11 protein-coding genes are annotated in these 14,826 nt (G+C 71.9%); 4 read left to right on the top strand and 7 right to left on the bottom strand.

Going from position 1 to position 14,826, the window contains the following annotated elements:
- Positions 1-89: 89 nt before the first annotated feature.
- From ACIA1L_RS20820 to ACIA1L_RS20830, 3 genes are read right to left on the bottom strand one after another with little or no spacing between them, the layout of a single operon-like run.
- Positions 90-1,343 carry an ATP-grasp domain-containing protein gene (locus ACIA1L_RS20820; RefSeq protein ID WP_396074488.1) on the bottom strand — a complete coding sequence of 418 codons (1,254 nt, stop codon included), beginning with the start codon at positions 1,341-1,343 and terminating at the stop codon, positions 90-92.
- Between the two features lie 22 nt (positions 1,344-1,365).
- Complete coding sequence (locus ACIA1L_RS20825; RefSeq protein WP_396074489.1) at positions 1,366-2,658, bottom strand: aminotransferase class III-fold pyridoxal phosphate-dependent enzyme; 1,293 nt, start codon at positions 2,656-2,658, stop codon at positions 1,366-1,368.
- A complete protein-coding gene (locus tag ACIA1L_RS20830; RefSeq protein ID WP_396074490.1) occupies positions 2,648-4,039 on the bottom strand; it encodes an aldehyde dehydrogenase family protein in 1,392 nt (463 codons plus the stop codon). The genes ACIA1L_RS20825 and ACIA1L_RS20830 overlap by 11 nt, the downstream gene beginning before the upstream one ends.
- Positions 4,040-4,467: 428 nt before the next feature.
- On the opposite strand from ACIA1L_RS20830, the gene ACIA1L_RS20835 reads away from it, so the two are divergent.
- A complete protein-coding gene (locus ACIA1L_RS20835) occupies positions 4,468-5,307 on the top strand; it encodes an aldo/keto reductase (RefSeq protein ID WP_396074491.1) in 840 nt (279 codons plus the stop codon).
- Positions 5,308-5,354: 47 nt separating this feature from the next.
- Here ACIA1L_RS20835 and ACIA1L_RS20840 read toward each other — a convergent pair whose 3' ends face one another.
- Complete coding sequence (locus tag ACIA1L_RS20840) at positions 5,355-8,045, bottom strand: CHAT domain-containing protein (RefSeq protein WP_396074492.1); 2,691 nt, start codon at positions 8,043-8,045, stop codon at positions 5,355-5,357.
- Between the two features lie 67 nt (positions 8,046-8,112).
- Here ACIA1L_RS20840 and ACIA1L_RS20845 point away from each other — a divergent pair, with 67 nt between their 5' ends.
- Positions 8,113-9,423 carry a S8/S53 family peptidase gene (locus ACIA1L_RS20845; protein ID WP_396074493.1) on the top strand — a complete coding sequence of 437 codons (1,311 nt, stop codon included), beginning with the start codon at positions 8,113-8,115 and terminating at the stop codon, positions 9,421-9,423.
- Between the two features lie 54 nt (positions 9,424-9,477).
- On the opposite strand, the gene ACIA1L_RS20850 is transcribed toward ACIA1L_RS20845, so the two are convergent.
- Positions 9,478-9,993, bottom strand: coding sequence for a hypothetical protein (locus ACIA1L_RS20850; RefSeq protein WP_396074494.1), 516 nt, complete (start codon positions 9,991-9,993; stop codon positions 9,478-9,480).
- Between the two features lie 52 nt (positions 9,994-10,045).
- Entirely contained in the window at positions 10,046-10,639 is a 594-nt protein-coding gene (locus ACIA1L_RS20855; protein WP_396074495.1) for an RNA polymerase sigma factor, read from the bottom strand.
- Positions 10,640-10,759: 120 nt separating this feature from the next.
- Between ACIA1L_RS20855 and ACIA1L_RS20860 the strand changes: the two genes are divergently transcribed.
- Positions 10,760-11,425: a response regulator transcription factor gene (locus tag ACIA1L_RS20860; protein ID WP_396074496.1), complete on the top strand. Its 666-nt coding sequence runs from the start codon at positions 10,760-10,762 to the stop codon at positions 11,423-11,425.
- A gap of 7 nt (positions 11,426-11,432) precedes the next feature.
- Here the strand turns inward: ACIA1L_RS20860 and ACIA1L_RS20865 are convergent, their stop codons facing one another.
- On the bottom strand, positions 11,433-12,944 hold the full coding sequence (locus ACIA1L_RS20865; RefSeq protein ID WP_396074497.1) for a putative bifunctional diguanylate cyclase/phosphodiesterase: 1,512 nt from the start codon (positions 12,942-12,944) through the stop codon (positions 11,433-11,435).
- A 132-nt stretch (positions 12,945-13,076) separates the two neighbouring features.
- Here ACIA1L_RS20865 and lysS point away from each other — a divergent pair, with 132 nt between their 5' ends.
- Positions 13,077-14,813, top strand: coding sequence for a lysine--tRNA ligase (gene lysS / locus ACIA1L_RS20870; RefSeq protein ID WP_396074498.1), 1,737 nt, complete (start codon positions 13,077-13,079; stop codon positions 14,811-14,813).
- The last annotated feature ends 13 nt before the right edge of the window (positions 14,814-14,826 follow it).

Genomic DNA, 14,826 nt, shown 5'->3' on the forward strand with positions numbered 1-14,826 from the left:
CCCTACGACCCCGCCAAACACGGCGGAGCCTCGCGGTTCACCACCTCCCCGCCGCTCGCTCAAGCGGCGTGAGGTTGACACAGGGGGTGTCATGCCGGTTCGGTCTCGAGTCGGACCAGGTGGGTCAGCTCGGTGAAGGTGGCGTCGAGGTCGTCGACCGACGGGGCGAGGAAGATCAGGTGGCCGTGTCCCTGGAAGGTCTGCGGCGGCACGTTCAGCAGGTCGCCGGGGTTGCGGTACATGTCGATCTCCGCGACCCGGTCGTCGGCGCGGGCCTCGTCGACACCGTGCGTCGCGACCAGCCGGCCGGCCCGGGCCGGGAAGATGTTCCAGAAACCGACGGCGACCGGCTGCTCGCGCGGCTCGATCACCGGGGTCCGGCCGGTGGCGAGGTCCAGCGCCGCCGCCACCATGTCCACGCCGGTGCTCAACAGCACCGACTTGTAGATGGGCCCGCCGCCCAGTCGGGCCGCTGCCTCCAACAGCACTGGCTCGGTGCCGTGCCGCAGCCGGAACTCGACGTGCGTGCCACCGACCGTGATGTCCAGCGCGGCGTGCACCTCGGCCGCCGCCCGGTACGCCGCGGCGACCACGTCAGCGGGCAGCCGGGTCGGGGTGCAGGCGTACACCTCTTCGAAGGTCGGGCCGGTCGGCAGTGGCTTGTCGTGCACGGCGAACGAATGGGTGACACCGTCGACCACCAGGGACTCGACGCTGATCTCCGGGCCGGGCACGAACTCTTCGAGCAGCAGTGCCCCGGCGTACTCGCGTTCGGCGGCGTCGTGCAGCGGATCCTTGGTGAACGCGTCCCAAGCCCCGGCACGGAAGGTTTCGAAGTGCGCGGTCAGCTCGGCGCGGTCGGCGACGCTGCGGACGAACATGCTTCCGGTGCCCAGCACCGGCTTGAGCACCAGCGGGAAACCGACTCGCTCAGCGACGTCCAACGCCTCCGCCACCGTGCGGGCTAGCCCGAATCGGGGCTGCGGCACGCCTGCGGCCTCGGCTGCCTCGCGCATCTTGAACTTGTCCCGGGCGAGCATCGCGGTGCGCTCGCCCACCCAGGGCAAGCCCAGCTCTGCGGCGACCCGGGCCACCGCGGGCACCAGCGCCTCGGCGAAGGTGATCACACCGGAGACCGGGGCGGTCTCGGCCTTGACCGCGGCCAGCACCGCATCGGCGTCGCCGACGTCGACCGACACGACCCGGTCGACGAGGTCCGCCTCCCAGGTGGCGTCGCTCATCAGCAACACCAGCTCCTCGCCGTGGTCGGCGGCGTAGCGCTGAGCCCGCTGCAGGTGCTGGCGGCGGCTCAGATTGGTCTTGTGCACGATCAGGATGCTCATCGTCGTCTCCGTGGTCGGAAGGTCATTCGGCCAGGACAGCGCCGACCGCGGCCACGCCGGCGCGCAGGTCGTCCTCGGTGATGACCAGAGGGGGGAACAGATGAATCCGGTTGGCCGCGACGAACGGCCACACCCCGCGCGCCTGGCACGCCCGCAGGATCTCGGCCATCCGCGGATGCACCCGGCCGGGCGCGTCGTACGGCACCAGTGGCTCCCGGGTGGACCGGTCGGCCACCAGCTCGATGGCCCAGGCGAGCCCGGCGCCGCGCACCTCGCCCACGATCGGCAGCCGGTCAGCCAGCTCGTCGAGCAGTGGGCGCAGGACGTCAGTGCCCAGCCGTTCCGCCCGCTCGACCAGGCCTTCGTCCCGCAGCACACCGATGGACGCGACGATCGACGCGCAGGCCAGCGGATGCCCGGCGTAGGTGAGCCCGCCCGGGTACGGCCGCTCGGCGAAGTGCTCGGCCACCACCTCGCCCACCACGACGCCACCCACCGGCACGTAACCCGAGTTGACGCCCTTGGCGAAGGTCATCAGGTCGGGGCGCACGCCCCACCGGTCGACGGCGAACCAGGCGCCGCACCGGCCGAACCCGGTCATCACCTCGTCGGCGATCAGCAGGATGCCGTGTCGGTCACAGAGCTCCCGCACACCCGCGAGGTAGCCGTCGGGCGGCACCAGCACGCCGTTGCTGCCGACGATCGGCTCGATGATGATCGCCGCGACGGTCTCCGGCCCCTCGTACGCCAGGAGTCGGCGCATATGCTCCAGCGCCCGCTCACACTCCTGTGCGTCGGTCGTGGCGTGGAAGTCTGAGCGGTAGCGGTACGGCCCGAAGAACCGGACGGTCCCCGCACCGGTGGCGGCCAGCGGCCAGCGCCGAGGATCGCCGGTCGCCCCCATCGCCCCGTCGGTGGCACCGTGGTACGAGCGGTGCGCCGCCAGGATCTTCGGCCGACCAGTGGTCACCCGGGCCATCCGCAACGCGTGCTCGACCGCCTCCGCGCCGCCGTTGGTGAACAGCACTTTCTGCGCGCCGGACGGCGCCACCTGGAGAATGTGCCGGGCGGCCTCGTCGCGGATCGGCGTCCGGAACGACGGCGCGAGCGTGCACAACTGCGCGGCTTGCCGGGCAACCGCCGCGACGACGGTCGGGTGCTGATGACCGAGGTGCAGGTTGCCGAGCTGGGAGTGCAGATCCAGCCAGCGGTCGCCGTGATCGTTGCCGAACCAGGCGCCGGCACCGTGGGTCACCTCGGCCTGGGCCACCTTCGCCTGCGCGGCCCACGGGTGGAAGACCGGGTCAGACACCATGACGATCCCAGTACGCGCCGAAGATCTCGTCCTCGGCCGGAATCCGCTCGGGAATCGGCCGGGAGATCGTGGTGCGGTTGAGGAAGTGCCGCCAGTTCACGTTTTCGGACTGGGCGCAGCCACCCCAGCTGCCGCTGGCCACGATCGAGGTGAACGCCAGCCCGTTGTCGAAGTTGCCGCTGTTGCCCGCCCCGGTGGACTGGTTGACCATGACCCGGGCGACCCCGATCCGGTCGGCCAGGATGCCGGGCCGCGCGTCGTCGGTGGTGTGGATGCCACAGCTGTGCCCGCTGCCGCAGTTTCGGGTGATGGCGTCGACGGCGTCGACGGCCTCGGCGAAAGTGTCGTAGACCACCATGGTGGACACCGGTGACAGCTTCTCGCCGAGCAGCGGATCGGTGACGTCCACCCGGTCGAGCACCGCCAGCAGCGACGTGGTCTTGGCCGAGTCGTCGAGCGTGATCCCGGCCCGCGCGGCGAGCGTCGTGGCCGGCCGGCCGATCGCGGCCCGGTCGAGGCGTACGCCGTCGGGCCAGAGCGCCGCGCGCAGCCGATCGGTTTCCGCGGTGTCACAGGTGCGCACGCCCAGGGCACGCAGCCGGGCCTCGAACTCTGCCGCGATCTCCCGGGCAACCAGCACGTTGCTTTCCGAGGAGCAGGAGGTGCCGTTGTTGTAGCTCGACCCGGCAGCGATCTTCTCGGCGGCCAGATCAAGGTCGGCGGTCTCGTCGACAATGACGGTCGGATTGCCCACGCCGGCGCCGATCGCCGGGGTGCCGCTCGTGTACGCCCGGCGGACCGTCTGCGCACCCCCCGAAGCCACCACGAAGTCCGCAGCCTTCATGAGCTGCTCGGCGGTCTGCCGTTCGCTGGGTGCGGCGCGCTGGACGAGGTCCGCCGGGGCGCCCACCTCGCGCAGCGCCGTACGCATCAGGTCGATCGTGAAGTCGACGGCGGCCTGGGCGGCCGGGTTGGGGCTGCACACGATGGCGTTGCGGGTTTTCAGCAGCTGCAGGCCGGTGCAGACGACCGCGGAGCAGGGTGCGGTGGCCGGGCTGATCAGTGCCACCACGCCGAGCGGCTTGGCGAACGTCCGCAGGCCGAGAGTCGGGTCTTCGGCGATGACCCCGACGGTTGCGGCGCCCTGCATGTCGCGCAGGGTGCCGAGCACGCGCTTGCGGTGCAGAGCGTAGAGATGCTCGGGGTCGCCGAGACCGGTGTCCCGGTGGGCCATCGCGGCCATGGTGCGGGCGTTGTCCTCGCGGTAGCACCACCACCCGACGGCGGCGACCAGCTCGTCGACCCGGTCCTGCGGCCACGCGGCGAACTCGACCTGGGCCTGCCGGGCGCGGCTGAGGACCCCCTCGACTCCGTTGTGCACGGTCCATCTCCTTCGTCGCACGCGGCGGCTACCCCGCATTTCCGATAGCCGTCCTGCCGCGATCTCCATCGCCGGGCCAGTTTGCCGGACCGGGCGGAGTACGGGCTCTGAAAGCTTCTTCCCAGTACAGTTAAGCGCTGCTGAACGGGCATCCACTTCGGACAACCGGAGCGCTTCTACCAGGCACTTTGCTTAATACCGCAATTCACAGCCATTTACCAGCATGCTCGGTGCATGAGTACATTGGCTTCGCGTTTTCGCAGGTCAGCCCGGCACAAACAATTTGTTTACGCTATTGATGGTCGTAAACCCGACTTCGGCATCGAAGCAACGCTGAACAGTAGTGTCCACAAGGTTTCACGAGTCGGTCGTCCGTTCTGCGGCAAGATGGCGGCAAAGCCCGTTCCCGACCACAAGGGGTTCACTGAATGTCCACGCTTACGCTCGGCGGCGACCTGCCGCTGAACCGTCTCGGCTTCGGCGCGATGCACCTCACCGGCCCCGACGTCTGGGGACCCCCGACCGACCCCGCGGCCGCCCACGCGGTGGCACGCCGCGCGGTCGAGCTGGGGGTGAACTTCATCGACACCGCCGACTCGTACGGCCCCGGCACGAGCGAGGAGACGCTGAGCGAGGCACTGTTCCCGTACGCGGACGGGCTGGTCATCGGCACCAAGGTGGGCCAGAGTCGGCCGTCGCGCGACGAGTGGCGCCCGCTCGGCCGCCCCGAGTACATCCGCCAGCAGTGCGAGCTGAGCCTGCGCCGGCTTCGGCTCGAGCGCATCGACCTGTTCCAGTTGCACCGCATCGACCCGAAGGTGCCGGCCGAGGAGCAGTTCGGCGCGCTGAAGCAGCTGCAGGAGCAGGGCAAGATCCGCCACATCGGACTCTCCGAGGTCAGCGTCGAGCAGATCGAAGACGCGCGCCGCCAGATCGACGTGGCGAGCGTGCAGAACATCTACAACCTCAGCCAGCGCAAGCATGAGGAAGTGCTGAACTACTGCGAGCGGGAGAACATCGTGTTCATCCCGTGGGTGCCGATCGCCAGCGGTGACCTCGCACGATCGGACGGCGCACTCGGCCGGATCGCGAAGCAGCTCGACGCGACCCCGGCGCAGGTGGCCCTCGCCTGGCTGCTGCACCGCTCGCCGGTGATCGTCCCGATCCCGGGCACCAGCTCGATCGCGCACCTGGAGGAGAACGTCGCCGCGGGCTCCCTGCGGCTCAGCGCCGACCAGGTCGCCGAACTCACCGCAGAGACCGGCTGACCACACCACGTTGGCGGGCTGAGGGTGAGTCTCAGTCCGCCGGCCGGTCAGCCGGGGCCGTAGGCGGTGAGGCCGCACCAGGCGACGTACTCCTCGGGTCCGCCACCAGCCGACAGGGCCTGACGGGCATGCCAGACCGCCGTGGCGAGCGAGTCGCCCCGAGCAATCCGGTCGTGCAGGACCGCCATCGAGCCGGCGCAGGCGCCGTCCGGGATGGGCAGGTCGGTGGCCGCGATGCCCGCACTGCCGGTGGACATCATGGCGCCGACGAAGCCGAGGACCTCGTCCCCGCTGTAGGAACGTTGAGCGCCGGAGTCGCAGGAGGCCAGCACGACGCGGTGCGGGGCGACGCCGTGCGACAACATTTCGTACAGGGTGAGACGGCCGTCGCTGAGCTCCAGGGCGGAGAAGAGCGGGCTGTCCGAGCGGAACAGGCCGTGACAGGCGAGATGGGCCAGGTCCGCGTCCTTGATCAGACCGATGGTGGCGTCCACCGTGCTGTCCGGCGGGATCAGGGTGCGGGCGCCGGGGTGGGCCGCGGCGACCGCTGTCACCTCGGCGAGCGCGCCGGGCAGATCGGGACCGGCGATGACGGCCACCCGCGCGCGGCCGTGGGCGTCCGGCGGGCCTTTGGGCGGAGTGCGGCGAGCACGTGCCCACAGGGCCGCCGACGGTGTCACGGTCACCGGAGCGGGGTGCAGTGCCGACCACGGCACGCCGGGAACACGCGCGGACGGCACCACCACCAGCGGTGTGTCCGCGGGTACGCCGAGCGGAGTGACCAGCAGCCGGGTCAGCGCGTCGACCGCATCGCGGGCCGCGCCGTGGGCGACCGAGGCGAACCGGGTGCCGTGCAGCAGCCGCCGCAGGCCGAACATCAGGGCCGCCGCTTCCTGCCGGACCGGGTCGGCACCACCCAGTTCGACAATGCGAATCCGGCGGGGTTCGACGACCACAGCCCACATCCGGTCGCCGGTCACCGCGAATTCGACCAGCCACTCGCCAGCAAGGGCGCGGCGCAGCGAGGCGCCCGTGGCCGGCGCCGCCGCCTCGGTGCCGGGGTCTTCGCGGCTCCAGGAGCGACGCCGGATGCGAGTTTCGAGCGCGCTCTGCCGGGCCAGCAGCGCCGCCGGTTCCTCACCCCGCTCCAGGCGGGCGACCCGCAGCTCCTGGGCGATGCCGCGCAGCGCGATGACGTCCTGGTCGACGCCGGTGGCGGGTGGGTGGACCCGCAGCAGTGCCGCCGCCCGGGTGCGTTCCAGCCAGTCCAGCACGCGGGCCGGGGAGCCGGCCGGGCGGCGCGAGCCGGCGGTCACGGGAAGCAGATGCCGCAGGCCGGCCTCGCCCAGCTCGGTGCCGTGGCCGGAGGCGAGCACGCGCAGCTCGAGGGAGGGCAGGGCGGCACGGTGCCGAGCCAGGTCGCGCAGGCCGCGGGCGCACTCGCGCAGCACGTCGGCGCCCCCGTCGACCTCGGCCAGCAGCACCCGGGCGACGCGGCCACGCAGCCGAACCAGCAGTGACTGTCCTTCGGCGACCTCGCTGACCGCGGCCAGCTCGGTGCGGGCCACGGCCGTGCGCCCCAGGTCCAGGGCGGCCCGGCCAGCGGCGAGATGACCGTACGCCGCCTCGGCGCGCAGACCCTGGCTGCGGAGCGTTGCCGCAGCCGTTCGGAGCCGGCGAAGCACCCCCGTCGTGTAGCCGTCCCGGGCGGCCAGGGCTTCGGCCTCGGTGACCGTGGCGCGTGCCGTCCACGCCGGACGGCGCTGGCGGCGAAAGTCCTGGGCGGCGGCCTGCGCCTCGGCCAATGCGGTGGCGGGATCACCGAGGTCCAGGGCGAGGCCCGCCACGCGCAGCCGGGCCTCCGCCGCCATGAGACGAGCGCCGTGGGAGTCGAAGTCGGCCGCGGCGGACCGGGCAGCGACCATAGCCTCGTCGAGCAGGCGCAGGTCGCGCAGGACATCGGCGTACTCGAGCTGGTGCTCGCCGAGCGGCAGACCCGCGTCGGCGTGCAGTCGTCGGGACTGCTCGAAGTAGCGCACGCTCTCGGCCAGCCGGCCGGCGTGAAAGGTGGACCAGGCCCGGCTGCCGGCGATCACGGCGGGCAGCTGGGGGCCGAGATCGCGGGCGAGGACGGCGGCACGGTCAAGGTGTTCCAGGGCCTCGTGCGGGCGGCCGAGCAACGTCTGCGCATGGGCGAGATTGTTGGCGGCCTTGACCAGGACGATAGCGGGGGTGGCCGGGTCGGCGAGCAGGCTCCGATAGGCCTGCGCAGCGGCGACGATGCGACCTCGGTTGTGGTCGAGAACCGCCCGCTGCAGACGCAGGTCGGTGCGGTCGGCCGGCTCGATCAGCGGTTCGGCGTGGCGCAGGTCGCGGGCAGCGGCGTCGTGGCGGCCCAGTTCGTGCAGGGCCACGGCGCGGGTGACGAGCAGTTCGCCGAGCCGTCTCGACAGGCCGTGCCGCCGGGCCGTACGGACGCCCTGGTCGAGCAGGTCGCGGGCGCCTTCGTTGTCGAGCCGGGCATGCCGGGCCCAGGCTACGGCGCGCAGGGCGATGAGCTCGGCGTCGACGTCCGTACCGGTGCGGGTCCGCCGGAGGGTTGATTCTGCGGCGTTCGCGTATCTGGCCGGATCACGCAGCACTCTCCGGTAAGCGGCGTCGGCCTCCGCCCGTAGGCTCGCCTCTGCGCTTACCGGGCCGGTGTCTTCCAGGTCTGCAGCTATCGGGTCTGTGTCCATCTGGCACCGCCCGAGGTTGAGCGCGGCAGGTCGTCGTCAGCGTACCGACCGACAGGGGGATAAATCCATGACCATCGCTTCGGACTGGCCGATTCCGGACACTCGGGATGCCGGGCAGCTCGCCCACGATCAGCAGGACGTCCGGCGGCAGGTCGCCGTGCTGGCCTCCGCGCAACAGGACATCGTGGAGCGGATCCGGGTGCGCCGACGGACGGCAGGTCGACCATTTCAAGTGGTCACGACCGGCGACGACCGCCTGGTCCTCACCGCAGAGAATCAGCTCGTGGTGGACGCCACCGCCGACCAGCTGGGCCGCCTGGGCACGTTGCTGCCGACGTACGCCTCGGATGATGTGCCGGGTCGCAGTGAGCGCCGACGGACCCGCGTGCTGCGCTGCCGGAATGCGCGCACCGAGCGGGAGCTGCGCGCGGATGCCCGCCGGCTCCGGGACAACGGCATCACGGCCTGCCCCAACCTGCTGCTGCCGCTGGGCTACGTGATCAAGGGCAAGTCCTATCCCGGCGTGACCAGCGCACCCGGGCCGTACGCGTCGAACGGGGCGCAGGCGCCGGTCCGGGTAGCCGTCATCGACACCGGGTTGACCGATCAGGCCCGCACCGACGCGTGGGACACCGGCCTGGTGCGACAGGGCACCGACATCCTGGACCTGGTGGCGCCGAAGAACCGGATCGACTGGATGGCCGGGCACGGCACGTTCGCGGCGGGGATCGTCCGGCAGCTCGCGCCGGACTGTGAGGTGGTGGTGTACCGGTTCACCGGACCGGACGGGCTGGGCACCGACGAGGCGGCGGCCGAGACGCTCATCCGGGCCGTCGACGAAGCCGGCGACCGCCGACTGGTCATCAACGCCTCGTTCGGGGCACCCGCGGTGGACGGTGTGCCGCCGCTGGCGATGCAGGAGGCGGTGGAGTACGTGCACAGCGCGTACCCGAAAGCCTTGATCGTCGCCAGCGCGGGCAACGACGGCGCGGACCTGCCGCTGTATCCCGCGGCATATCCGGGGGTGAAGGCGGTGGGTGCGCTGAACGCCGACCTGACCCCGGCGGTGTTCTCCAACCGCGGCTCCTGGGTGCATTGCTCCGCGGTCGGTGTCGGCGTGGTGTCCACGTTCGTGCGGGGGCTGTTGCCGCCCGAGGAGGGGGTCGGCGCCGACATCCCCTTCGGCGACAACTCCTGGGCGACCTGGAGCGGGACGTCGTTCAGCGCACCGCAGATCAGCGGGGCGGTGGCGGCCCTGTGCGGGGAGGATCCGGCGTTGACCCCCCGGTCGGCGTTCGATCAGTTGGTGGGGCCGCGGCCGACACTGGCCGGCTTCGGCACGGTGGTGCATCTGCTGCCGGGCACTCCCCTGCCGTGATGATGCGGGCCGCCCGGCCGGCAAACGGCGGGGCGGCCCGAACAGCGGGCGGGTTCAGACCAGGGTCCACTGCGTCGTGACGGCCGGGACGCCGTCGCGGCGGCAGGTCAGGTTGAGGGGACCCGGCAGCACGTCCTCGACGACGAACAGTCCCCGCCGGTCGGCGTCGACCTGCCGCGGCTGGACGGACGCAGGCTGCCGGATCTCGATCCGGGCCGGCCCCTGCGGGGCCAGGTGGCCGGTGAGCCGGCGGCGCGCACCGAGCGCTTCGACCTGCACGGCGATGACGACTTCGTCGCTACCGTACGGGCCGACGACTTGAAAGGTGAGCTGGCGAGGCTGGGGGGCGGTGCCCGGGTCGCGGACAGCAACGGCGCGCCGGGGCACGGCACCGTCGTTGGCGGCCTCGGAATCCTCGACGAGCGCCGCGAGCTCGGCGTCGAGCGTCCGCAGCCCGAAGCTGAGGCGGGCCAGCTCCAACAGGGGTTCCGGCGGCGGGTCGGCCTGGGCGAACAGGTCGCCGAGCCGGGCGAGGAGGCGCCCGTCGGCAGGGTCGTACGCGTCGCTCACGGAGACTCCTCCAGCCGGTGGGATAACAAGTTGCGGAGCGTGTCCATCACTGTCATGAATCGCCACCGGCGTCGGGAATACCTTCTGTCAGGAATCGGCGCAGATGTGCCAGGCACCGTCCCCGGGTCGGGCCGAGGCTGCCGACCGGCATGCCCAGCGCGGCCGCGGCCAGCTCGTACGACGGCCGCCCGTCCTCCGCCTCGACGACGAGCACCCGCAGCACGTCCCGGCACCGGCCGCTGAGCTGCTGGTAGGCCTGCCACAACTCGGCGTCGCGGGCGGCGAGCAGGAACGGCAGCGCCGGATCGTCGTCGGGGTCGCCGGGCCGCTCGTCCAGCCAGGAGTCGTCGACGACCTGCGCGCGGCGGGCCCGGCGCAGGACGGCCAACGCTTCGTGCCGGCAGGTGGTGCCGATCCAGGCGCCGAACTTGGCCGGGTCGCGCAGGGAGTCGAGGTTCTCCAGGGCGCGCAGCCAGGTCTGTTGGAAGACGTCGGCCGCGTCGGGGGCGCTGAGCCGGTGCACCCGGCATACCGCCCAGACCCGACCGCTGTAGCGCTGCACGATCTCGTTCCACGCCGCGGGGTCGCCGGCCACCGCCCGGCTGACCAGCGGCGCCACCTCGTCGATCGCCCGGCCGTCGCTCATCCCCGCCTCCGATCGGCGGCCCTGGATGGATGCCCCGGCTTCACCATAGACCAGCGGCGGCGGGCGAAGTACTCGACGATTTTGACGCAGGCATTAACTCCCGGCTGGCACACTCGCCCCGTGCGAGTGCTGGTGGCGGACGATGAGCGACTTCTGGCGGACACCGTGGCCGAGGGGCTGCGGCGCCTCTCCATGGCGGTGGACGTCTGTTACGACGGGGACATGGCCTTCGAACGGATCAGCGTACACCGCTACGACGTCGCGGTGCTGGACCGCGACATGCCGGGGCGTACCGGCGATCAGGTGTGTCGGTGGGTGGCCGACACGCCGGACGTGGACACCCGAGTTCTGCTTCTGACCGCAGCGGCCGGGCTGCGCGACCGGGTCGAGGGATTGGGCCTGGGCGCGGACGACTACCTCACCAAGCCGTTCGCGTTCGCCGAGCTGGCCGCCCGGGTGCAGGCGCTGGGCCGCCGGTCGACGCCGGCCGTGCCGCCGGTGCTGGAGCGGGAGGGCATCGTCCTGGACGTCGCGCGGCACTCAGCCACCCGCGACGGACGGGCACTCCAGCTCACCAACAAGGAGTTCGCCGTCCTGCACGTGCTGCTGGCCGCCCGCGGTGCCGTGGTCAGCGCCGAGGAGCTTCTCGAACGGGCCTGGGACGAGAACGCCGACCCGTTCACGCACGTCGTGCGGGTCACCATGATGAACCTGCGGAAGAAGCTCGGCGATCCCGCCGTAGTGCACACCGTGCACCGGTCCGGCTATCGCGTCGGCAGCGCGTGACCGGACGTCAATCCTTCCAGGGTGCGCCCTGGAAAGTACGGCGCAGTGCCTGCGCGGCCGTCCGCCCGTGCAGCGGCTCGCTGAAGTGGAAACCCTGACCGAAGCCGCACCCCATCGCGGTGAGGATCCGCGCCTGGTCGGCCGTCTCGACCCCCTCGGCGACCACGGTGAGGTCCGCCGCCGCGCCCAGGCGGACGACCGCCTCGGCGAGCGTACGGGCCTGCGGGTCGTCGGCGATGCCGGTGATGAAGGACCGGTCGATTTTGAGGGTGTCGACGGGCAGGCCGCGCAGGTGACCCAGCCCGGACCGGCCGGCGCCCACGTCGTCGACGGCGATGCCGATGCCGTGCCCGCGCAGGCCCTGCAAGCCGACCAGAACCTGCTCGTCCGGATGCCGAACCGCGTCCTCGGCGAGTTCCAGCACCAGCCGGTCGGCCGGGAACCCGGTTTCGGCGAGGATGCTCCGGACCGTCTCGCTCAGGTCAGGTCGGCGTATTTGCTGGGGTGAGAGGTTGACGTTGAGCCGGACGTGTTCGGTGGCCGGTACGGTCGCCCGCCAGTGCGCGGCTTCCCGGCAGGCTTCGCGCAGCACCCACTCACCGAGCGGCACGATCGCCCCGGTCTCCTCGGCGAGCTCCAGGAATTCCTGCGGCAGCAGCAGCCCGCGGTGTGGGTGCAGCCAGCGGACCAGCGCCTCGACGGCCACCACGCCACCGGTGGAGAGTCCGACGACGGGTTGGAACAGGACGACGAGCGCGCCCTCGTCGATGGCGCGCCGCAGTTCGGCCTCGCGGGCGCGGTTGTCGAGCTTGCCGCCGTACACTTCGAGGCGCCCGCGGCCGGACCGCTTGGCCGCTTCCAGGGCGGTGCCGGCGTGCCGCAGCAGCAGGTCACCACCCAGGGTGAGCTCGTCGCGGACCGCCACGCCGATGCTGGCGCCGGCCGCGACCACCTGCTCGCCGACGATCACCGGCGTGTGCAGAGCGTCCACCAGCCGCTCGGCGACCCGGGCCGCGGCGGCGGGTGCGGGCAGGTCACGCAGGATGATCGCGAATTCGTCGCCGCCGAGGCGGGCGGCGGTGTCGCCGGTGCGCAGGACCGAGCGGACGGCGGCCGCCGCGGTGACGATCACCGCGTCGCCGGCCGCGCGCCCGTATTGGCGGTTGAGGGTGGCGAGGTGGTCCAGGTCGATGGCGAGGACGGCCGAGTGCCGGCCGGCGTGCAGCGGTTGCGCGCTGAGGTCGGCGAGCCGGTCGGCGATCGCTGCGTGGTCGGCGAGGCCGGTCAGCGGGTCGGTGCGCTGCCGATGATCCGGCCGGCGGGCCGCGTCGGCGCTGCGTTTGCCGGCTCGGAAGCCGAGGGAAGCACAAATCAGGGCGAGCGGCAGCACCGCAGCGAGGGGAAGGTACGCCCGCGCCCAGCCCGCGACGTACGCACCGATCAGGGCGGCCAGCAGCACGACGCCGATGGCGATCGCCACGGACGCGGCGTGGTGCCCGAGTGCTCGCCTGGTCGTCACGAGGCGACCATCGACCGCGCCCGGCACCGACTTGAGGATTCGCGGGCAGCCGGCCCTGCCGGACCCGGTGCACGGCCGGTGGAAGCCGATCCGGGAAAATGGGCGGGTAGCGAACGAGAAGGTGGAGATCGCGTGGTGGAAGCAGCAGCAGCCGTCGACTGGGTGAGCCGGTTCGCCGACGAGGTGATCGCCGAAGCGCAGCGCCGGTCGCCGGGTAAGCCGGTGGTGTGCGCGTCCGGGCTCAGCCCGTCCGGGCCGATCCACCTGGGCAACCTGCGGGAGGTGATGACCCCGCACCTGGTCGCGGACGAGATTCGCCGGCGCGGGCACGAGGTCGTGCACCTCGTCTCCTGGGACGACTACGACCGGTTCCGCAAGGTGCCCGCCGGGGTGGACCCGTCGTGGGCCGAACACATCGGCAAGCCGCTGACCGCCGTTCCCGCCCCGCCCGGCAGCCGGTTCCCGAACTGGGCCGAACACTTCAAGGCCGCGATGATCGACTCACTGGCTGAGCTGGGCGTCGACTACCGGGGCATCTCGCAGACGGAGATGTACACCTCGGGGGCGTACCGGGAGCAGATCCTGCTGGCGATGCGCGAGCGTGGGCGGATCGACGCGATCCTGGACCGCTACCGCACCAAGGGCCGGCCGAAGGGTCCCGCTGCCGGGCAGAAGGCGAACGCGAAGCTGGACGCGGCGGACGCCGCTGCGGCAGCCGAGGCGGCGGAGGGCTCGGGCGCCGCGGACGAGGACGACGGCGCCGCGGGCTCCGGGTATTACCCGTACAAGCCGTACTGCGCTCAGTGCGGCAAGGACACCACGACGGTGACGGCGTACGACGATGCCACCACTGCCCTGACGTACGAGTGTGCGTGCGGGTTCACCGAGACGGTGCAGCTCAGCGAGTTCGACCGGGGCAAGCTGGTCTGGAAGGTCGACTGGCCGATGCGGTGGGCGTTCGAGGGCGTGCACTTCGAGCCCTCCGGCGTCGACCACTCCTCCCCCGGCTCGTCGTTCGTGGTGGGCGGCCAGATCGTCGGCGAGATTTTCGGCGGCGAGCAGCCGATCGGCCCGATGTACGCCTTCGTCGGCATCACGGGCATGGCGAAGATGTCCAGCTCCCGCGGTGGCGTGCCCACCCCGGCCGACGCCCTCGCCATCATGGAGGCGCCGCTGCTGCGCTGGATGTACGCGCGCCGCCGCCCGAACCAGTCGTTCAAGGTGGCGTTCGACGCGGAGATTCAGCGGCTCTACGACGAGTGGGATGCCCTGGAGGCGAAGATCGCCGCTGGGACCGCTCCGGCCGGTGACGCGTCGGCGTACGACCGCGCGACCCGGACGGCCACGGTCACGCTGCCGCGGACGCCGTTGCCGGTCGCGTACCGGACGCTGGCCTCGATCGCGGACATCACCACGGGGCACGACGAGCAGACGCTGCGGATCCTGAGCGACCTCGACCCGCAGCGGCCGGTGACCGACCTGGCCGAGGTGCGGCCGCGACTGGACCGGGCACAGACCTGGGTGCTGACCCAGCTCCCGCCGGAGGCGCGCACCCAGGTCCGCACCGAGCCGGACAAGGAGTTGCTGGCCTCGCTGGACGACTCCCAGCGCGAGTCCCTGCGGCTGCTCAGCGCCGGCCTGGACGCCAACTGGTCGTTGGACGGGCTGACGACGCTGGTGTACGGCGTACCGAAGAAGATGGCGGGTCTGCCGCCGGACACGAAGCCGACGCCGGAGTTGAAGGTCGCGCAGCGGTCGTTCTTCGTGTTGATCTATCAGCTGCTGATCGGTAAGGACACCGGTCCTCGGCTGCCTACGCTGTTGCTGGCAGTCGGCGCGGAGCGGATCCGGGCGCTGCTCGGCGGGTAACCGGCACCGTCGA

Origin of the sequence: Actinoplanes sp. NPDC051859, assembly GCF_044452725.1 — a bacterium.
Classification (GTDB): domain Bacteria; phylum Actinomycetota; class Actinomycetes; order Mycobacteriales; family Micromonosporaceae; genus Actinoplanes.

Coding starts and splice junctions, on each gene's coding strand:
- ACIA1L_RS20820 (WP_396074488.1), bottom strand. CDS start 1,343: ATGAGCATCCTGATCGTGCACAAGACCAATCTGAGCCGCCGCCAGCAC.
- ACIA1L_RS20855 (WP_396074495.1), bottom strand. CDS start 10,639: ATGAGCGACGGCCGGGCGATCGACGAGGTGGCGCCGCTGGTCAGCCGG.
- ACIA1L_RS20840 (WP_396074492.1), bottom strand. CDS start 8,045: ATGGACACAGACCCGATAGCTGCAGACCTGGAAGACACCGGCCCGGTA.
- ACIA1L_RS20835 (WP_396074491.1), top strand. CDS start 4,468: ATGTCCACGCTTACGCTCGGCGGCGACCTGCCGCTGAACCGTCTCGGC.
- ACIA1L_RS20845 (WP_396074493.1), top strand. CDS start 8,113: ATGACCATCGCTTCGGACTGGCCGATTCCGGACACTCGGGATGCCGGG.
- ACIA1L_RS20825 (WP_396074489.1), bottom strand. CDS start 2,658: ATGGTGTCTGACCCGGTCTTCCACCCGTGGGCCGCGCAGGCGAAGGTG.